Annotated in this window: 18 protein-coding genes; 11 read left to right on the forward strand and 7 right to left on the reverse strand. The window is 37.7% G+C overall.

What is annotated here, in order from left to right; translation table 11 throughout:
- Nucleotides 1-4: 4 nt before the first annotated feature.
- Nucleotides 5-907: a 1,4-dihydroxy-2-naphthoate octaprenyltransferase gene (gene menA / locus ACY2RT_RS12980; RefSeq protein WP_490156349.1), complete on the reverse strand. Its 903-nt coding sequence runs from the start codon at nucleotides 905-907 to the stop codon at nucleotides 5-7.
- A 102-nt stretch (nucleotides 908-1009) separates the two neighbouring features.
- Nucleotides 1010-2014: a DNA polymerase III subunit delta gene (gene holA / locus ACY2RT_RS12985; RefSeq protein ID WP_490156350.1), complete on the reverse strand. Its 1005-nt coding sequence runs from the start codon at nucleotides 2012-2014 to the stop codon at nucleotides 1010-1012.
- Between the two features lie 53 nt (nucleotides 2015-2067).
- Between holA and ACY2RT_RS12990 the strand changes: the two genes are divergently transcribed.
- From ACY2RT_RS12990 to ACY2RT_RS13010, 5 genes are all read left to right on the forward strand, one after another.
- Nucleotides 2068-2517 carry a type I restriction enzyme HsdR N-terminal domain-containing protein gene (locus ACY2RT_RS12990; RefSeq protein WP_490156351.1) on the forward strand — a complete coding sequence of 150 codons (450 nt, stop codon included), beginning with the start codon at nucleotides 2068-2070 and terminating at the stop codon, nucleotides 2515-2517.
- Nucleotides 2518-2532: 15 nt separating this feature from the next.
- Entirely contained in the window at nucleotides 2533-3528 is a 996-nt protein-coding gene (locus tag ACY2RT_RS12995) for a glycosyltransferase family 2 protein (RefSeq protein WP_490156352.1), read from the forward strand.
- 91 nt (nucleotides 3529-3619) lie between these two features.
- A complete protein-coding gene (locus ACY2RT_RS13000) occupies nucleotides 3620-4483 on the forward strand; it encodes an OmpA/MotB family protein (RefSeq protein ID WP_490156353.1) in 864 nt (287 codons plus the stop codon).
- Nucleotides 4484-4681: 198 nt separating this feature from the next.
- Nucleotides 4682-5287 carry a DinB family protein gene (locus ACY2RT_RS13005; protein ID WP_490156354.1) on the forward strand — a complete coding sequence of 202 codons (606 nt, stop codon included), beginning with the start codon at nucleotides 4682-4684 and terminating at the stop codon, nucleotides 5285-5287.
- A gap of 101 nt (nucleotides 5288-5388) precedes the next feature.
- Nucleotides 5389-5865, forward strand: coding sequence for a nuclear transport factor 2 family protein (locus ACY2RT_RS13010; protein WP_490156355.1), 477 nt, complete (start codon nucleotides 5389-5391; stop codon nucleotides 5863-5865).
- Nucleotides 5866-5867: 2 nt separating this feature from the next.
- Here the strand turns inward: ACY2RT_RS13010 and ACY2RT_RS13015 are convergent, their stop codons facing one another.
- On the reverse strand, nucleotides 5868-6485 hold the full coding sequence (locus tag ACY2RT_RS13015; RefSeq protein ID WP_490156356.1) for an L-threonylcarbamoyladenylate synthase: 618 nt from the start codon (nucleotides 6483-6485) through the stop codon (nucleotides 5868-5870).
- Between the two features lie 128 nt (nucleotides 6486-6613).
- On the opposite strand from ACY2RT_RS13015, the gene ACY2RT_RS13020 reads away from it, so the two are divergent.
- The gene (locus ACY2RT_RS13020; protein ID WP_490156357.1) at nucleotides 6614-7504 is read left to right on the forward strand and encodes an alpha/beta hydrolase fold domain-containing protein; all 891 of its coding nucleotides are present in this window, start codon (nucleotides 6614-6616) and stop codon (nucleotides 7502-7504) included.
- On the opposite strand, the gene ACY2RT_RS13025 is transcribed toward ACY2RT_RS13020, so the two are convergent.
- The gene (locus ACY2RT_RS13025; protein ID WP_490156358.1) at nucleotides 7505-9826 is read right to left on the reverse strand and encodes an ATP-dependent helicase; all 2322 of its coding nucleotides are present in this window, start codon (nucleotides 9824-9826) and stop codon (nucleotides 7505-7507) included.
- 150 nt (nucleotides 9827-9976) lie between these two features.
- Between ACY2RT_RS13025 and ACY2RT_RS13030 the strand changes: the two genes are divergently transcribed.
- Genes ACY2RT_RS13030 through ACY2RT_RS13040 form a run of 3 tightly spaced genes read left to right on the forward strand, consistent with a single transcriptional unit; the run spans nucleotide 9977 to nucleotide 13403 of the window.
- Complete coding sequence (locus ACY2RT_RS13030) at nucleotides 9977-11260, forward strand: amidohydrolase (RefSeq protein WP_490156359.1); 1284 nt, start codon at nucleotides 9977-9979, stop codon at nucleotides 11258-11260.
- A complete protein-coding gene (locus ACY2RT_RS13035; protein ID WP_490156360.1) occupies nucleotides 11261-12874 on the forward strand; it encodes an FMN-binding glutamate synthase family protein in 1614 nt (537 codons plus the stop codon).
- 4 nt (nucleotides 12875-12878) lie between these two features.
- On the forward strand, nucleotides 12879-13403 hold the full coding sequence (locus ACY2RT_RS13040; protein WP_490156361.1) for a DUF7935 family protein: 525 nt from the start codon (nucleotides 12879-12881) through the stop codon (nucleotides 13401-13403).
- Here ACY2RT_RS13040 and ACY2RT_RS13045 read toward each other — a convergent pair.
- The 3 genes from ACY2RT_RS13045 to ACY2RT_RS13055 all read right to left on the reverse strand — a co-directional run bounded on the left by ACY2RT_RS13045 (nucleotide 13400) and on the right by ACY2RT_RS13055 (nucleotide 17863).
- Complete coding sequence (locus ACY2RT_RS13045) at nucleotides 13400-14314, reverse strand: patatin-like phospholipase family protein (protein WP_490156362.1); 915 nt, start codon at nucleotides 14312-14314, stop codon at nucleotides 13400-13402. The genes ACY2RT_RS13040 and ACY2RT_RS13045 overlap by 4 nt on opposite strands.
- Nucleotides 14311-16368: a M1 family metallopeptidase gene (locus ACY2RT_RS13050; RefSeq protein ID WP_490156363.1), complete on the reverse strand. Its 2058-nt coding sequence runs from the start codon at nucleotides 16366-16368 to the stop codon at nucleotides 14311-14313. Before ACY2RT_RS13050 ends, ACY2RT_RS13045 begins: the two co-directional genes overlap by 4 nt.
- A 106-nt stretch (nucleotides 16369-16474) precedes the next feature.
- Nucleotides 16475-17863, reverse strand: coding sequence for a peptide-N-glycosidase F-related protein (locus ACY2RT_RS13055; RefSeq protein ID WP_490156364.1), 1389 nt, complete (start codon nucleotides 17861-17863; stop codon nucleotides 16475-16477).
- A 130-nt stretch (nucleotides 17864-17993) separates the two neighbouring features.
- Between ACY2RT_RS13055 and recG the strand changes: the two genes are divergently transcribed.
- Together recG and ACY2RT_RS13065 are read left to right on the forward strand one after the other, a co-directional pair.
- The gene (gene recG / locus ACY2RT_RS13060) at nucleotides 17994-20099 is read left to right on the forward strand and encodes an ATP-dependent DNA helicase RecG (protein WP_490156365.1); all 2106 of its coding nucleotides are present in this window, start codon (nucleotides 17994-17996) and stop codon (nucleotides 20097-20099) included.
- Nucleotides 20100-20204: 105 nt separating this feature from the next.
- Nucleotides 20205-20780 (forward strand): phosphatase PAP2 family protein, encoded by a 576-nt coding sequence (locus ACY2RT_RS13065; protein WP_490156366.1) that lies wholly within the window; start codon nucleotides 20205-20207, stop codon nucleotides 20778-20780.
- Nucleotides 20781-20789 lie beyond the last annotated feature (9 nt).

The raw sequence follows: 20789 nt of genomic DNA on the forward strand, positions 1-20789 counted from the left end.
AAATCTAAAAGAAATTTGAAGCAAAAAACAATATTGAAAATAAAAAGGTACTTAACGCTACCTTTTTTAATTCGGGGTCCAAAAGTGCCGGAGATTCGTTCTTAAAAACTTTTACAACGTTTAAAAACAGAGGGATAAAAGCAATTAGCGGCAAATAATCCAAATGGTTTTCAGCTTTTAAAAAGAAGTAAATGAGGGCGCTTAAAAAAGCGATACCTATTAACAAAGCGTGATACAGTTTTACGGTTTTTCCGCCTAATACCACTGCTAATGTATTTTTATTCGCTTTCGCATCAGCAAGACGATCCCGCATATTATTAAGGTTTAAAACTGCAGCACTTAGCAGTCCAATGGTAATTGCCGGCAGGAGTATATAATTGTTAAGGCTTTGTTCGTATAAAAAATAACACCCTGCAACACCAACAATTCCGAAAAAGATAAAAACAAAAACATCACCCAGTGCTCTGTAGCCATAAGCCTTTTTACCTACCGTATAAGTAACTGCAGCGATAAGTGCTGCAATTCCAAGATTAAAGAACACAACCGATAGAATAAAGTTTTCGTTCCCAAAAGCTACAAATATCAGCATACTGGCAAGTAGCAAAGTAATTGCCACAGTAATTATCATCCCGTATTTTAATTCCTTTGCGGTTAATAAACCACTTTGCATAGCACGTGCCGGACCTACCCTGTCTTTATTATCCGTACCCTTTATCCCGTCGCCATAATCATTGGCAAAATTGGAGAGTATCTGAAAACCCAATGTAGTGGCTAAGGCAAGGATAAAAATCAAAACAGTATACGAGCCTGTTTTCATTGCAGCGGCACTTGCTGTGACTATTCCCGAAATAGATAATGGTAGTGTGCGTAACCTCGCAGCAGAAATCCAGGATCGTACTTTTGTCATAAAAGATCGTTTAAGTTGTAAAAATACGTTTAAAATAAAAATTTAGCCTAAATTTTAGAACAGGCTTTTTAACTATGCTTTTATGTGCTCCTTCGGAAATAACTAATCAAATATTTTAACAAGAAGTTCTTTTAAGAGGTCTCCCTGGGGTAAGTTAGCAGCACCCACTCCTTTACTTTTCATATCTATCTCACGGATTGCAGCTATAATGGTGCTTACTTTTTTCATAGGGTAATTACGAGCTGCCAATTGGTAGTCTTTTATGAAATACGGATTTACACCTAATACTTTTGGAGCATCTGCTTTGTTTGTAAGCGCATGGTACTTTAACAGCTTTGAAAAAAAGCTATATAACAAAGCCATGGTCATTACCAAAGGGTGGTTCTTAGGGTTTTGAGCAAAATGCTGAATGATCCTGAACGCTTTTTTTATATCCTTTTCCCCAATAGCGTTTTGTAGCTCAAAATTATTGAAATCTTTACTAATTCCAATATTCTCCTCCACCAATTGCGGAGTTATCTGTTCACCGGGCTGAATGATCAACTGTAGTTTTTCCAGTTCGTTATTAACTTTACTTAAGTCATTCCCTAAAAATTCTACCAGCATTTGCGATGCCTTGGGAGTAATTGTGTAACCACGTCCTGCAAGTACACGCCGAATCCAATCCGGTACTTGATTTTCATATAGCTTTTTTCCTTCAAACAGGACACCTGTTTTACCTATTATCTTTGCCAGTTTTTTTCGTTTATCCAGCGTTTTGTATTTATAGCAAACCACCAGAACAGTTGTGGGTTGAGGGTTTTCGGCATAAGAAACTAAATTCTCTATAGTACGTGACAAATCTTGAGCTTCTTTCACGATCACTACCTGCCGTTCGGCCATCATAGGGTACCTTTTGGCGCTGCTTACAATGTCTTCTATCGAAACATCACGCCCGTATAAAACCATCTGGTTAAAGCCTTTTTCTTCTTCGGTAAGTACAGTGTCTTCAATATATCTTGCAATTCCGTCAATATAATATGCTTCTTCGCCCATTAAAAAATAAATAGGTTTTACATCTCCTGATTTAATTCCGCTAATTATACTTTTGGCTTTGTCTAAAGGCACGAGGTTTTCTGGTTTTATACTGAAAATTTCTTCGGAAATTCTTATTTTGGCATGTGCTGAAACTCAATTTTCCCGATTATTCATTTCGTTTCAAAAGTAACGAAAACAAATCATTGATTTTTGATGAAATTCGAAAAAAATTTATCATTCTCACACCCGAAGAATGGGTACGGCAACATGTAATCCAATTTCTTCTTTCTGAAAAAAAGCACCCGGCTTCTCACATCAATGTAGAAAAACAATTAAAGCTTCATAACACCATAAAAAGATATGATGTCTTAGTGTACAACAGCGACGGCAGTATTCGTCTCATTGTGGAGTGCAAAGCTCCTTCCATAAAAATAACACAGGACACTTTCGACCAGATCGCTCGCTATAACCTTGTGGTTGAAGCTACTTATTTGATGGTCACTAACGGAATGGAACATTACTATTGCCAAATGGATTTTGAAAATGAACGATATATATTTTTAAAAGAGATTCCTTCCTATGGTAACAAATAAACTATTTTTGCAAGAGTGAATATCGCAGTAGTTATACTTAATTGGAATGGAAAGCAATTACTGGAGCAGTTTTTGCCTTCAGTGGTAGCATATTCAAAAGAAGCAACGGTATATGTTGCAGATAACGCCTCTGAAGATGATTCAATACTCTTTGTTTCCGAAAATTTTCCTTCTGTGAAAATAATTAGGAATACCACGAACGGTGGCTACGCAAAAGGTTATAATGATGCGCTCATAAATCTTTCCGAAGATCTTTTTGTATTGCTTAACAGTGATGTGGAAGTTACTAAGGACTGGCTCTCCCCTATTGTTTCAGAATTTAAGAAAGACAGTACTCTTGTTGCAGCTCAACCTAAGATCCTTGATTTTAAGAATAAAGATTATTTTGAATATGCCGGTGCTGCAGGAGGCTATATTGATGCCTTGGGATACCCCTATTGCCGGGGGCGTATCTTCAATAGTTTAGAAAAGGATAACGGACAATACAATGATACGGCAACTATTTTCTGGGCTACCGGAGCCTGTTTGTTTTTAAGAAAAGAAGCATTTAGGAATATTGGAGGTTTCGATGAGGACTTTTTTTCACACCAGGAAGAAATTGACCTTTGCTGGCGACTGCAAACCAAAGAAGGGACTATAAAGTATTTTGGAGAATCAAAAGTATACCATGTTGGTGGTGCTACATTGTCTTCGGCCAATCCTCAAAAAACATTTTACAATTTCAGAAACACCCTTTTACTTTTGGTGAAAAATGTAAAGGGGACTAAAATTCTGGGGCTGGTATTTATACGATTGGTATTGGATGGTCTGGCCGCAATTCAGCTTTTATTTCAAGGAAAAATCTCACACACATATGCTATACTTAGAGCGCATTTAAGTTTTTATGGGTTACTTTCTAAATTCCTTAAGAAGAGAAGGATGCAAGCCTCTAAAATCAACTATTTTTCAACAAAATCAATCGTTTGGCGTTATTTTATTTTAAAAAAACGTAACTTTAAGGAAGGCTACTAAACTTTACTTAAAGTATTGTTAATCCCTATTGCGGATGCTGGCTGTTTAATAATTTTGAAAAACATTTAACACTTAAAACTTACAAACAATTATGAAAAAACTTTTGATATTAGTTGTATGCTCTAGTTTAGCACTTACTTCCTGTGTTTCAAAAAAGAAGTATGCAGAATTAGAAACTAAGCAAAAAAATACGCAAGATTTATTAAATACTGCAACGGTGAAATTAAATAGTTGTTTAACAGACAAGGCCGCTGCAGAAGCAAGAGCTACCTCTCTTGAGGAAAGATTGGCAGAAATGCGTAAAACAAATCAAGACTTGATTCAAAGTTCTAAAGACCTGACCATGTTAACTCAACAAGGTGCTACAAACCTCGAAAAATCTTTAGAGAGTTTAAAAGAAAAAGACCTGAAAATCTCACGCTTACAAGATGCCCTTAACAAAAAAGACAGTGTAACACTGGCATTGGTTACCAGCTTGAAACGTGAAGTAGGACTTAACGACCCAGATATTGAAATAAATGTAGAGAAAGGAGTTGTTTATATCTCTCTTTCTGATAAAGTATTATTTAAAAGCGGAAGCTATAACGTAACCTCAAGAGCCAAAGAGATCTTAGGCAAAGTAGCAACCGTTATCAATAGCAAGCCAGATTTTGAAGCTATGGTGGAAGGGCATACAGACAATGTACCATACAAGAGTGGGGTTCTTTTAGACAACTGGGATCTAAGTGTAAAACGCTCTACTTCTATTATCAGAGAGCTACAAGGTCTGGGTGTAAATCCGGCTCAGCTAATTGCTGCCGGACGTGCAGATTATATACCATTGGTTTCTAATGATACTGCAGAAAATCGTTCTATCAATAGACGTACACGCATACTCGTATTGCCAAAAATAGATCAGTTCTACGCAATGATCGAGCAGGAACTGGAAACGCTTTCAAGTGAAGAAGGAAACTAGAGATTATTGCCATAAAGTATTAAAACCCAGCTTATAGCTGGGTTTTTTTTGGCTTGTTTCATTGTAAATTCAGTGCGAACACACTACACACTTACTAAAATCCTACTAAAATTTCATGCTAAGGATTGTCCAAATTTTAATTTGTTTTACGTCTTAGTAGTATAAATCAAGGAACAAACAATTAAATATTAGATTCTCATGAAAAAAATTATTCTACCCATCCTAATGTTGGCATTGGTTAGCTTTACAGTTTCCGATGCTAAACTTACAAAAGCCGAAAGAGCGTTTGCTATTACTGAAATGACCAAAACCCATGATCACTTACTAAGTACCATTGATGGACTAAGTGAAGCCCAGCTTAATTTTAAAAGTACTCCGGAATCCTGGTCGATTAAAGAATGTGTTGAACATATTGCCCTTTCAGAAAATATAATTTTTGGAATGCAACAAGGAACATTAGAAGTTGTTGCTGATCCCACAAAACGTTCTGAAATAAAGATGACCGATGAGCAAATTTTAGCTATGATCACAGATAGAAGTAACAAAGTGAAAACTAAAACACCCTTTGAACCTACAGGAAAATTTGGCTCTCATGAAAATACGGTGAAAGAGTTTACAAGCAAAAGAGCAGAACATATTTTGTATGTGAAAAATACAGAAGATGACCTTAGAAATCATTATGCGGAATTCCCGTTTGGTACCCTTGATGCATATCAGACATTGCTTTTTCTTTCCGGGCATACAGAGCGTCACATATTGCAAATTGAAGAAGTAAAAGCAAACAAGAATTTTCCAAAAGAATAGTGCAACCATATAAATCACTGTATTTACAACCCGGCTTTTAGCCGGGTTTTTTAATGTCTTGCAATTAATGTGTACATTGTATCATCCTAAATCTCCTTATAATGGAAACCAGAGATATTGTTGAAAATTTCTATCGTGCTTTTAACGAATTAGATGCAGAACAAATGGTAAGTTACTACCACAAGGACATTACTTTTAAAGACCCCGCTTTTGGAGTTTTAAAAGGTGAAAGAGCTAAAAACATGTGGCGTATGCTTTGCCAATCACAAAAGGGAAACAATAACTTTAAAATAGAGGTCTCAAATATTGAATGTGATCCTGAAAAAGGAAAAGCACGGTGGGATGCTCATTATAGCTTCAGTAAAACAGGTAGAAAAGTTCATAACATTATACATGCTGAGTTTCAGTTTAAAGATGGTAAGATCATCGATCATGTAGACCGCTTTGATCTGTACAGATGGTCAAAACAAGCCCTAGGATTTAAAGGGTTTTTAATGGGGTGGACCGGTTTTTTTAAGAAAAAGCTGTATCAGCAAAGCAACCGACTGCTGTCAAAATTTGAAAAAAACAACTCTTAATTTTAAACCTCCAAAGCGCCCTTCCCTTCTCGTATCAAAGCAGGTTCATCGCCGGTAAGGTCGATCACTGTTGATGGGATATTTCCTCCGTAACCTCCATCTACAACTACATCTACCAGATTCTTCCATTTTTCAAAAATGAGTTCGGGGTCTGTAGTATATTCAATTACTTCATCTTCATCTTTTATAGAGGTAGCGATAATGGGGTTTCCTAGTTCATGTACCATTGCCAGAACAATTGAGTTATCTGGTATCCTGATACCAACTTCTTTTTTCTTTTTAAATACCGTAGGAAGGTTATTATTTCCAGGAAGAATAAAAGTATAAGGACCAGGTAATGCCCGTTTTAAAATTTTAAATGTTACTGTGTTTATTTGACGTATATAATCAGAAAGATTACTTAAATTTTCACATACAAAAGAGAAATTGGCCTTTTCCAGTTTCACTCCCTTGATCTGAGCCACTTTTTCGAGAGCTCTGTTGTTAGTAATATCACAACCCAAGGCATAAACGGTATCGCTTGGATAGATAACCAATCCTCCATCCCGAATAATATCCACAACTCTTTTTATGTCTTTTGGGTTAGGGTTTTCTTCATATATCTTAATGAGTTCGGCCATACATTGAGAAGGGTTTTAAATGATATCTTAAAGATAACCATAAACCATCATACAATCAACAAATAATTTTAAAACCGAATGAACAACTTAAAAGATTTTTTTGCGTTTATTGAAAAGAAGTGTTCTATATGAAAAAGACCCCTTTCATCATTTTATTTTTTATCTCGCTACAATTTTTATTTCTTTCCTGTTCCTCCGAAAGTAATAAAGACGATACTCTGAATGACGATTCACAACAGTTGGTTGCAGAAACGTTGTTAGATGTTTCTTACGGTGAAAATGAGCAGCAAGTATATGATTTGTATTTGCCTGCCGGTAGAACTGTAAATAAAACGAAGGTGATCATTCTTATTCATGGAGGTGGATGGACCGGTGGGGATAAAGCAGATATGACAAATTTTATTTCACTTATACAGCAGAACCACCCGGATCATGCCATTGTAAATATGAATTACGTTCTCGCTACTACTACCATCCCTGCATTCCCTAACCAATTCCTCGATGTGGAACGTGTTATCAATAAACTTGTAAACGAAGCTGAAGACCTGCAAATTCTACCTGAATTTGGGTTTATAGGGACTAGTGCAGGCGCACATATTTCATTGCAGTACGACTATGTTTACGATACCAACGACCGTGTAAAGATGGTTTGCGATATTGTAGGTCCCACAGATTTTACAGACCCTTTTTATGCAGATGACCCATCCTTCCCAATTGCTTTGAGCTTATTAGTGGACGAAAGTGCATATCCGGCAGGTACAAACTATGCCGAGGCCGTGAGTCCGGCATTACAGGTAAACAGTAATAGCAGCCCCTCCATCCTTTTTTATGGAGACACAGACCCCTTAGTCCCACTAACCAATGGCCGGCAATTACAAACTTCTTTAAGTAATTCACAGATTACACACAGTTTTACTGTTTACGAAGGAGGGCATGGAACTGATTGGGGTATTTCGAGTACTACAGACCTACAAGAACAACTATCTGCGTTTATAGATACCCACTTACCTATTCTGTAGTTATTGGTCTAACACATTTAATTTGGCGAACCGAAGTAATAATTTTTTAAGCCCGCCATTTTCAAACTGAATTTCAGCTTTCGTATCAGCTCCAACTCCTTCAATCTTTAAGATCTTCCCTTTTCCGAAACGTACATGCTCCACCATAGTTTCTACTTCAAGATTAGCATCTTTTGCATTAAAATTCTTGTCGGCACTGCTGGTCACAGGTTTTAATCTGCGCAGTTTTCGTAGTTGGTCCTTGGAAGGGCCTTTTGGAGGTGTCCCTGCAGTTGGCTTTCGTAACCTCAGTTTATTTTTATCGATATCGTCAAAAATATCCGCATCCAATAAGGGTTTGTAGCGATGTTCGGTAACAGGAGTTAGATATTCAAGGTAATCACCTTCAATCTCTTCAATAAACCTGCTGGGTTCAGCATCGATCAACTTTCCCCAACGATATCGCGATTGGGTATACGTAAGATACGCTTGCTTTTCGGCACGGGTTATGGCAACATAGAATAAGCGACGCTCTTCTTCCAATTCACTACGTGTATTCATACTCATGGCGCTGGGGAAAAGGTCTTCTTCCATCCCCACGATATACACGTAGGGGAATTCTAATCCCTTTGCTAAGTGTACCGTCATCAAAGCAACACGATTTTCATCTCCTTTATCATTATCCATATCTGTAGCTAGTGCCACATCCTCAAGAAACTCTGCCAATGCGCCTGTAGTATCGGCAAGTTCTTTTTGTTCTTCCACAAAATCCCGCATACCATTTAGTAGTTCTTCAATATTTTCAATGCGGGCAATTCCTTCAGGAGTACCGTCTTTCTTTAATTCCTGAAGCAATCCTGTCTTTTTGGTAACGTGCTCGGCTATTTGAAAAGCGTCGTAATTCTTGTTCAACACCTGGAAACTCTTGATCATTGTAACAAAATCCTGAAGCTTTGCTTTTGTTCCGCTATTGATCTTTAATTCGATCTTTTCAATATTTTCCATTACTTCAAATACCGAACGGTCATAATGGCTGGCGGCAACGATCAAACGTTCTATTGTTGTTTGTCCTATTCCACGTGCCGGGTAATTGATCACACGCTTTAAGGCTTCCTCATCTTTTGGATTCAGAATAAGGCGTAAATAAGCAATGACATCTTTAATTTCCTTCCGCTGATAAAAACTCAATCCGCCATAGATTCTATACGGAATGTCTTTCTTCCGAAGTGCATCTTCCATTGCCCGTGACTGTGCATTGGTTCGGTATAAAATAGCGAAATCACCATTGCTTAATTGGTGGTTCATTTTATTTTCAAAAATAGAACTGGCGACAAAACGGCCTTCATCTCCATCAGTCATGGTACGGTTCACTAAGATCTTAGCACCTTCATCATTTGCTGTCCAAACTACTTTTTCAAGCCTTGTCTTATTTTTTTCAATAATACTATTGGCAGCATTTACAATATTCTTGGTAGAACGGTAATTCTGCTCCAAACGATAAACCTTCACATCGTCATAATCCTTCTGAAAGTTGAGAATATTATTGATATTCGCTCCGCGAAAGGCATAGATACTCTGCGCATCGTCCCCTACTACACATATGTTTTGAAAACGGTCACTCAGTGCGCGAACTATCAGGTACTGACTATGATTAGTATCCTGATACTCGTCTACTAAAATATATCGAAACCTATTTTGATATTTCGCCAATACATCCGGGAAACGAGTTAATAACTCATTGGTTTTCAGCAATAGGTCATCAAAATCCATCGCACCGGCCTTAAAGCATTTATCAACATAAGCCTTATATACATCCCCCAATCGTGGAATTTTTGCCATAGCATCGGCCTCCATCAGCTCGGGATTATTGAAATAGGCTTTTACAGTAATCAAACTATTCTTATAAGAAGAAATCCTTGAATACACCTGCTTGTATTTGTAGATATCTTTATCCAGTTGCATTTCCTTTATAATGGAACGGATCACACTTTGTGAATCCTGTGTGTCGTAAATGGTAAAATTGGATGGATAGCCCAATTTATCAGCTTCAAACCGAAGAATCTTAGCAAAAATACTATGGAAAGTTCCCATCCATAAATTCTTTGCCTCACTGTTCCCAACAATTTGGGCAATACGCTTTTTCATCTCACGTGCTGCTTTGTTTGTAAAGGTCAGTGCTAAAATATTGAAAGGGTCAACGCCTTGCGACATCAGGTAAGCAATACGATACGTCAATACTCGCGTTTTCCCGGAACCTGCTCCGGCGATCACGATCATGGCACCATCTTTCTGAAGGACAGGAGCGCGTTGTGCATCATTTAATTGTTCGAGGTAATTTTGCAATTTTTAAATTTATTTCTGAAGAAATATAAAAGTGAAAAATACAGAAAATAGCACGAATGGTTGTATGGTTTCTTCAGAATTTATAAACATCTGTTTCAATTTTTGATTTCCTGAAAATTAAATATCTTTAGCTGAAATATTTCAGGAAAAATGAAACACTACAAACTATTACTTCTCCTTACTTTTTGTTCGACTGCCTTGTTTGCCCAAATGGATAAAAAACTTCTAAAAGATATTGAAGCAATCGAACAACAGGTAATTGACTGGCGACGCTATTTCCATAAAAACCCGGAGCTTTCCAATAGAGAATTTAAAACTGCTGAAGCAATTGCAAAACACTTACGTTCCCTTGGCATCCAGGTACAGACCGGTATCGCTAAAACCGGTGTCGTTGGTATCTTAAAAGGTGATAAGCCCGGAAAAGTAGTGGCTTTACGTGCCGATATAGACGCGCTTCCGGTGACCGAACGAAACGACCTTCCGTTCAAAAGTGAGGTCAAAGACACTTTTTTAGGTACAGAAACCGGTGTGATGCATGCCTGTGGTCATGATACACACATTTCCATTTTAATGGGAGTTGCCGAAGTACTTTCAAAAAATAAAAATCTTATTAACGGTACTGTAAAGTTCATATTTCAACCAGCCGAAGAAGGCCCACCACCCGGTGAAGAAGGAGGTGCAAAACTAATGATCAAAGAAGGGGTTTTAAAAAACCCGGATGTGGATGCTATTTTTGGATTACATATCAATTCGGGCACACCAACAGGGGTGATTCGTTATAAGCCCGGCGGAACTATGGCGGCGGTAGAACGGTTTGTAGTAAATGTAAAAGGAAAACAAACACATGGTTCAGCTCCGTGGAGTGGCGTGGATCCTATCCTGATATCAGCAAAAATAATCGATGGCTTTCAAACCATTATAAGCAGGGAATCCAATTTAGTGCAGGAAGCTGCTGTGATCACTGTTGGAAAGATAACGAGTGGTGTACGTTTTAATATTATTCCCGAAAGCGCCGAAATGATCGGGACCGTACGCACGCTCGATCCGGATATGCGTGATATGATCATTCGAAGAATGACCGAAATGGCTCAGGATATTGCTAAGGCATATGGCGGAAGTGCTACCATCGAATGGCAAAACAATACCGTTGTTACCTATAATGATCCTGACCTAACAGCCAAGATGCTGCCAACACTTCAAAATTTGGCAGGCGGAGAGAATGTACAATTAATGAAAGCTACAACAGGAGGAGAAGATTTCTCTTATTTTCAGGAAATCGTTCCCGGATTTTATTTCTTTTTAGGAGGAATGACACCGGGTAATACAACTCCTTATCCGCACCACACACCCGATTTCATTATTGATGATTCAGGCTTATTATTAGGTGTAAAAACAATGTCACAATTATCTATTGACTACTTAAACGCACAATAAATGCAAGGAGTTATTGATTTCTTTTTAGAAGTTCCATGGTGGGCCTGGATTACTATTTTCCTGATTATCGTTGCTATCCGCGATGTTTTTTTCAATAAAAAACATACCATCTTACACAATTTCCCTGTTGTTGGACATTTTAGGTACTGGCTGGAGGGTATCGGGCCGGAGTTACGGCAATACATTGTCGCAAATAATCGTGAGGAACTTCCTTTTAATCGTATAGAACGAAGTTGGATCTATGCTTCGGCTAAAAATGAAAACAATTACGAAGGTTTTGGTACAGACCGCGATATCTATAAAGCCAATTATATTTTTATCAATAATGCAATGCTTCCATATAAACTGGAAGATAAACATCCCAATAAAAAAGACCCTTATTTTCTCCCCTGTGCAAAAGTTATGGGAGAAAACAAGCGGCGCAGGCCCTATCGTCCGGCATCTGTGATCAATGTTTCAGCGATGAGTTTTGGCTCCCTTTCAGCAAGAGCCATTGAATCATTAAACAGAGGTTGTGCAATGGCAAACACTTATCACAATACAGGTGAAGGTGGATTGTCTCCCTATCATAAAACAGGAAGTGATGTCGTATTTCACTTTGGAACAGGTTATTTTGGTGTTCGTGATGAGGATGGAAATTTCTCTATGTCGAGATTAGTGCAACTGGTAAAAGATAATCCTCAAGTACGTGCTATTGAAGTAAAACTATCTCAAGGTGCCAAGCCCGGAAAAGGAGGTGTTTTACCGGCTTCAAAGATCACAAAAGAAATTGCCGGGATTAGACATGTTCCTGTTGGGAAAGATGTTCTCTCTCCTCCTACGCATTCGGCGTTTCAAGGTGTGAATGGCTTGGTTCAGTTTGTAGAGGACATTGCTGAAGCCACCGGATTACCTGTAGGTATTAAATCGGCTGTGGGAAAACTAGACGACTGGAAACAGTTGGCAGAATTAATGGCGACAACCGGTAAAGGTCCTGATTTTATTACCATTGACGGTGGTGAAGGTGGAACCGGAGCCGCTCCGCCCAGTTTTGCAGATCATGTGGCATTGCCCTGGGTTTTTGGGTTTAGTGATGTCTATAAAATTTTTAAGGAACACAATTTATGTAAACGGATCGTGTTTATAGGTAGTGGAAAATTAGGCTTTCCTGCTAAAGCGGCTATGGCATTTTCTATGGGTGCAGATTGTATCAATGTGGCTCGGGAAGCTATGATGTCCATTGGTTGTATACAAGCTCAGATATGTCATAATAACCATTGCCCGAGTGGTGTGGCAACACAGAACAAGTGGCGGCAAAGTGGGATCAATATTCAAGATAAATCCGTTAGAGCCCATTTTTATTTTAAGAATTTCAGAAAAGAATTACTGGAAATAACCCATGCTTGTGGTTATGAGCATCCAAGTCAGTTTACAATGGAAGATGTAGAATTTAGTTTAGGCGACCGGAATTTGATAAAAACGCTAAAGGATTCCTTTGGATATACTAAAACTCCCGTAGCGTTTGAAAGCGTCCAAGATTGCATGGAATGTCTGCATTTAGGAGGAAATTACCAACTGAAGGAAGCAAAAAAAGAAGTAAAGAAATTAAAGAAAAAAGATAAAGTAAGATATTAAAATTATGGAAGAAGCAACTCAGATTATCAGTTATGTAGCCTACTTACTCCCTGCTATCGTTGTAGGGGTTATTGCATATTATTTTTTTAAGGGGCATACCGCTAATGAGGAGGGCCGCAGGCGTTATCTCATTCAAAAAGAAGCGCAAAATAAAATATTACCGATGCGTTTACAGGCCTATGAACGTATCACGCTTTTCCTGGAACGTATTGATCCCAATAAACTATTGATACGCGTAAAACCATTTGCCGATGAAGTTGATAAATACGAAATGCTCCTTATTAAGAATATTGAGCAGGAATTTGACCATAACCTCACACAACAGATCTACTTAACGCCAGAATGCTGGAATTTGGTTAATGCAGCAAAAAATGCCACCATACATGTGATACGACAAGCTGCCATGCATGAAAAAGGTAATACTGCAGACCATATGCGAGAATGGCTTTTACGGAATTTCATGGAAGAGAACACTCCTTCACAAAAAGCATTGTTATATGTTAAGAAAGAAGTGAGTGAATTGTATTAACTGTCCTGTGTTTTTATTTCATTGAGTTCGGTATTCTTTTGCATGGCGTATTTAAAGCCACTTTCCCACCAACCTGCCATCATTTTTTTATCAAAGATCAATGAGTTAGTAGTAAGCACTGTAGGGGTATAGTATAGATTGATCACCGCATCTTTATTTCCGGCAACAAATTTCCCAATACGAATGTTTTGTTTTTCAACACGGTCGAGCATATACGCATGCATATTGGTAAGTAACGAAAATACATTCTTTGAAGGCAACCTGTTGTAGTAAGTGATCTCAGTTTCAAGAATAATAACATCCACCGTAGTAGCTCCTCTGTTAATTGCCTCTTCAATTGGCACCATACTACCAAAACCGCCATCTGCATACTCACAACCCTCTTTTTTTACCAGACTCATAAAAGGGATATAATTACACGAAATCCAAATCCAATCCAAAAAATCTTCATACTCAAAATCGTTGATAGATTTATATTCTACCTGATTTAGTGAAAGGTTCGAAACAGTGACAACCACTTCTTTGGGTCCGGATTTTAATGTAATGAATTCATCTTCGGTGAAGGTTTCTTTTATTAGCTTGCGGAGGTTATGGCTTTCACCAAAGGTTTTACTCCCGCGAAAAAAATTACGCAATACCCTTAGATGGGCAATACTTATCTGCTTACCTCCATATTTATCTTTTTTTATTAAGAATGGACGATGACTAAAGATACTGCTTTGATTCACAGAAGTATACACTTCTTTGATCTTTTCCACTTTATGTAATGCCAAATGTGGTATCAGCAAACTCCCTGTAGAAGTACCTACAAACAGATCGTAATTGTGATGTAGCTCTTCTATTAAATATTGAGCAACACCGCCTGCAAATGCACCTTTGCTTCCTCCTCCCGATATCACCAATGCTCTCATTCTTTTTCCATATTACGCAATACATAATCTCGTTCTTTTACTGAAAAAGAATCCATCATGCTCAAGATCATTGCTTTATAGTCTGAATTCTTTAAAGCCTCTTTCAATAAAGCTCTGGCATAATTTCTAAAACGCCAACTATGGTGAACACATGCATTTACCAAATTTCCAAAAACTGAAGCTTCATACAATTGTAGCTCATTTACATAGCCAAAAGCACGTTCCCGTATTTCAAAACTGTAATTGGGAGAGGTAAAATTTTTCAATTCTTCTAAAAATTTAGTCTTATCAGCCTGCCGATAATTATTTGTAACTACAGCCAGCACCAACCATAACTGCCGTATATTTTTATCCTGAAAACCAATGACATTTTCCATTCTGTCAAGATAGGCTTGCTGGTTTTCCGGAAAAGCAGCCCATAAATTATACAGCGCTGCTTCTTTGGTAACATAGGAAGGGTCATCGAGTAATGACTCATATTGAGCTTGTAATTCTTTTGGAATGGTTTGCAAAGTAAGCGCAATTGCCTGCCTAACGTATAGATTATTACTCTCGAGTCCTTTTTTGTACAAGGCGGTTGTTTCAGAAATAGGTTCACCTTCTAACTGATAAATTGCTTCCTGTCCAATAAAATCATTAGGAAATGTAAGTGCGGTTTTAAGCTGAATCGTTTTATCATTTAAAGAAACATTTCGAAGTGCAGACATTTCAAAAAAGCGTTGTATGAACTTTGACTTCATTAAATACTCATAGGCCTGCTCTGCTTTAAATGCACTTTGTTGTAACCAATCTGCTTCCCATGTTGAGATATCTTTTTCGGAAACAGCTCTTATTTCATTTAAAAAATCTGAAGTCGTCACATTCTTAAACTGATGCTTTAATAGATAATTATTAACAGCCCTATTAAATACTTCTTCCCCTATATATTCTTTCAAAATATGTAATGCCCATGCCCCTTTTTCGTAAAAAGTCAGCGAACTGGCTTTAGGGTTGAGCAATGATTCTCCTTTCCCTTCATCACTCAATTCTTTGAGTTGTTCGGCAGAATTATACAACTTCCAGTAATAGTATTCTTCTCCAAAGATTTCCCTTTCGGCCAGCAATGCATAGTAAGTCGCAAAGCCTTCATGTAACCAGTGATGCGTTCCTTCGGTTTCCGTAACCAAATTTCCAAACCACTGATGGGCTAATTCATGTGCATTCACATTTACATAATTGCGATCATTAAAACCCAGAGAATCAACCACAAAAGCTTCAGAAAAAATTGTAGCTGTTGTATTTTCCATTCCTGCATACAAAAAATCACGAACCGGTACCTGCTTGTAATTCTGCCAAGGGTAAAATACCCCGACCTCAGCCTCCAGAAAATCGAATATTTCTTTAGTATATCGATAAGTAGGTTCAGCTTTTAGAGAATCTTTTTGATCGTAGTAAAGTTCAATTGGAATTCCGGATTTGGATGATAAGACGAGCTTTTTAAAGTCTCCTACTGCAAAAGCTAAAAGGTAACTCGACATAGGCTGCTGCATATCCCATTTCCAATAGGTTGTATCTTCTTTTTGAAGTGCTGATACTAGTTTACCATTAGCAATTACTGTATTTTCAGAAGGTGCAATTACAGTAAGATCAAACTCAATCTTATCATTCATATCATCTATACTGGGTAGCCAATGCGAGGTATATTTACCCTGTCCCTGCGTCCATATCTGACCTCCTGTAAAATAGAGTGTTTGCTTCGGACTTGCTTCATACGTAAAGAAAGCATTGTATTCCCTCCCTTCTTCAAAATTGCCTAACAACCAGATCTTATCTTCTGTTGCTGAAACCTGTACTCCTTCCAAAGCAACTTTTGTAATAGTCATATGGATTGCGTCCAAATAAATAGAATCTGTTTTTTGGAGTGCTTTAAACGAATAGCTTACCGTCCCTTTTATTTTTTTGTCTGAAGTAACAGGTTTCACAATTGCATCGACTTTTAAAAAATCAACAACAGCTCCCTGTTGCGCAAAGCCATTAAAACTAAAAATTAGAAGAAAAAAAGCTACTATTTTCATGAATGAATCTATTGTAAAATCAAGAATAGTTAAAGGTATTCAATATTAACAAAAAAAGCAGGTATTCTAAGAATTACCTGCTTTCAAAAACGTTGAATATAATTTGTTATTCTGTTACTATCGGAGCATCAATAGGCGTATTACTTTTTACCACAACAAAATTAGAAATTGCATAATAAGCATTACTGGTACCTCCACTATTACTTACCCAATCTTCCAGATCGTACTCAAATGTAAAAGTTTCACCTGCCATAGAAGTAGCAAACTCATCAATTCTGTTTGGCACTGCCATTCCGGGACACCACCCGGCTCTGTTTGGACTCCAGTTCCCTGCTTGTGGTGATACCGGGTTAGCTGAGCATCCTATAGGCCCCATATAATGTTCAAATCCCTGAGTACCGTTAATTAAAACATTATGCCTTCTAAAACACCACTCAGCGCAAGGCCTTCCACCTGGGTCGTTTGGTGTCGCATGACCCCATCCTGTTATGATAGTTCGTAGATTGGTAACTTCTGCATTTTCAGGAATGGTAACTGTTTTATCTAGATCAAAATCATTAGGAACACCGTATGGAATTCCATCTAAAGAGTGTTTGTTATATTGTAAAATTTCAGAAATTGCATAATACGGATATGCTATCTCTCCTCCGGTAGTTACATCAAAATCAACAGATACATTCCAACCGTCAGAACCCCAAACTTCAACAAAAGACTTTAATTCTACAGAACCTGTTAGAAGTGATTTAAAGTCGGTAACATCAATTTCAAAACCTCTTTCCAATTGGTGATTGTCCACTCCATAAGGGGTGATATACCTTCCAATTTCCATCCAGGTTGAAGTTGTTTTATTCATAACAGCAATATTTGCATACACATCCCAGGCGTTACATCCACCTGTCGGGCAGACCAATTTTACAAACATACTGATCTTGGAAATTTGCGTCATGTCTTCAGGAAAATCAAAAGTACCTGTCTGACTTTGTGAAAGTCCGCTTCCAAATGCATGGTGGGAGTCCTGGAAAGTAACTACATTTATAACTTCTTGCTGGGCTAAAACACTATTTCCTGTCAAGCTTACTGTTTGTGTTGCGGTCCCGGCACTACTAAGTGTCAATGAACCTTCTATAGTACCTACATTTTGATTTTTAGGACCGAAGCGTACATATATTGTTTTTTGTTCGGAATTTATATTCGCAGCAGTAAAAGAAATGACATTTGTATATGTATTACCATCTCGGGAAATTTCAAATTGTTCTTCTGAAGAGCTAACAATTAACTCATTTGTTAAGTGAGAAGCATCTATAACAATAGGCTGCCTTTCTGAAATCTCGTTCAACACAATATCATTAAAATCAAGTGCTGAAACATCGGTAGAGAATTCCGCAATTAGTACCTGTTGATTACCAGAATCATCATTTGCACAACCAATTAGGAATAAAATTGCTGAAAAAAAGAGTACATAGGAAACCGCTTTTTGAGCGAAGTATATTTTCATTGTAAATAGTATTTATATTAGAGTTGTCGAAAATACTAAAAATAAGCACATTTTAATCGCATTTTACACACAAGCTTAGAAAATCTTCTGAAGGCTACTTCACTTAATAGGGATTTGTTAAATTCGTTTTATGAATGTCAATTTCCTGCAAACTCCTATTGATTATTTAAAAGGCGTAGGTCCCAACCGGGCTGATTTGCTTAAAAAGGAGCTTGGAATACATACATTTCAAGATCTATTGAACCTATTCCCTAATAGGTACCTCGATCGTACTCAATATTATAAGATCGGACAATTACAGAAAACCAATGCCGAAGTACAGGTCACTGGTAAGATCACACATCTTAAAACTGTACAACAAAAACGTGGAAAACGATTGGTAGCAACTTTTACCGATGAAACAGGAAAAATGGAGCTGGTATGGTTCAGAGGACATAAATGGATCAAGGAAAATTTAAAGATCAATGTTCCTTATGTGATATTTGGAAAGACAAATTGGTATAATGGTGTCTTTTCAATGCCACATCCCGAAATGGAATTGCTCGAGACCCATGAAAAAAGTATTCGTTCCGCTATGCAACCGGTGTATCCTTCCACTGAAAAATTATCCAATAGCGGGATCACAAACAGGGTCGTAAATGGGTTAATGCAACAACTGTTTTTGGAAGCAAAAAATGGCTTTGCTGAGAGCCTCTCAAAACCGTTTTTGGAACAGTTAAAATTGCTCTCTAAAAATGAAGCGCTTTTTAATATCCATTTTCCAAAAAATCAGGCTCTTTTAGCAAGGGCTCAATACCGTCTGAAATTTGAAGAATTATTTTTTATTCAGTTACAATTGATTCGAAAAAATTTAATTCATAAAGCAAAAATAAAGGGGTATCCATTCGAGAAAGTAGGGGCGTATTTTAACACCTTTTATAAAGAACATTTACCCTTCCAATTGACCAATGCACAGAAACGTGTGATCAAAGAAATTAGAAACGATCTGGGTAGTAAAGCTCAGATGAACCGTTTATTGCAGGGAGATGTAGGTTCCGGTAAGACGATAGTGGCGTTACTATCAATGTTAATAGCACTTGACAACGGTTTTCAGACCTGTTTAATGGCTCCGACTGAAATTTTGTCAGTCCAACACTATAATGGATTAGTTAAACTATGTAATGAATTGAATACCAGCATAGAAATACTTACAGGTTCAACTAAAACTTCAAAAAGGAGAGAAATTCACGAAAACCTCGAAAACGGGGCTTTAGACATCTTAATTGGCACTCATGCATTGCTCGAAGACAAGGTGAAATTTAAAAATTTAGGGCTTGCAATTATTGATGAACAGCATCGATTTGGAGTTGCTCAACGAAGTAAATTATGGCACAAAAATGAGTACCCGCCACATGTACTTGTGATGACTGCTACACCTATCCCCCGCACCCTTGCAATGAGTGTTTACGGTGACCTTGATATTAGTGTAATTGATGAATTGCCTCCGGGTCGAAAAGACATCAAAACCGTACACCGTTTTGACACAAACAGATTGAAGGTTTTCCGGTTTTTAAAAGATGAAATTTCAAAGGGCAGACAAGTCTATATTGTATATCCTTTAATACAGGAAAGTGAAGTGTTGGATTACAAAGATCTGATGGATGGTTATGAGAGTATTGTTCGTGAGTTTCCCTTACCAAAATATCAGGTATCCATTGTCCATGGAAAAATGAAACCAGCCGATAAAGATTTTGAAATGAACCGTTTTGCAAAAGGCGAAACTCAGATCATGGTAGCGACAACTGTTATTGAAGTAGGTGTAGATGTTCCAAACGCCAGTGTTATGGTAATTGAGAGTGCAGAACGTTTCGGATTATCACAACTACATCAATTACGTGGACGTGTGGGCCGTGGTGCAGAACAAAGCTACTGTATACTAATGACAAGCTATAAGCTCTCCACCGATGCCCGTACGCGTCTGGAAACAATGGTTCGGACGAATGATGGTTTTGAAATAAGCGAAGTTGACCTGAAGCTTCGCGGTCCCGGAGACATCATGGGTACCCAACAAAGTGGTGTGCTCAACCTACGCATTGCAGATATTGTAAAAGATACGGAGATCCTAAAAATAGCTCGTAGTTATGCAACACAACTGCTAAAAAGTGATCCTACACTCTCAAAAGCAGAAAATCTTCCCATTAAAAATACTTTCACCCAATTAGCCAAGTATAAAAATATATGGAATTATATTTCATAGTAGAATGAAAATCTATTTGCCCCATAAGGATTTAACACTTTTTTCGTTATATAGAGTATGTTAATGTCTATTGTATAGAAAATTAGAGCACTAAACTAACCATTTATGAAACCTCTATACGTCCTTACTTTGCTATTTGTTTTTTTGTCTCAGCCTTTTTTAGCACAAGGTGGTTTAGATGGTACGCATGAAGGGTGGGAATATGCCCTGGAAGGCACCGGAGATGTTTTGCAAATTGGAATACCACTTACAGCAGGAATTGTAAGTCTATTGGAAAAAGACTATGAAGGCACAAAACAATTGGCACTATCCTATGGTACTACTCTGGCGATCACTTATTCCTTAAAACATTTAATCAAAAGTAAAAGGCCTGAAGGTCGTAATCGTTATGATTCTTTCCCAAGCGGACATACTTCATCTGCTTTTTCCGGGGCTTCATTCATACAAAAAAGATATGGATGGAAATATGGATGGATTGCCTATACCCTGGCAGGTATCGTTGGTGTTAGCCGAATGGAAGGCCCGGATGGATTTCATGATATTTGGGATGTTTTGGGTGGAGCCGTAATTGGCATAGGAAGTACATATCTATACACCACGCCTTATCAGGAAGGGCACATAGATATTGGATTTGCATCCGGAGAAAAAAACTATTTACTCATTTTTAAGTATCATTTTTAGAGCTATGGT

This window comes from Ulvibacter sp. 2210JD10-4, from assembly GCF_058148525.1.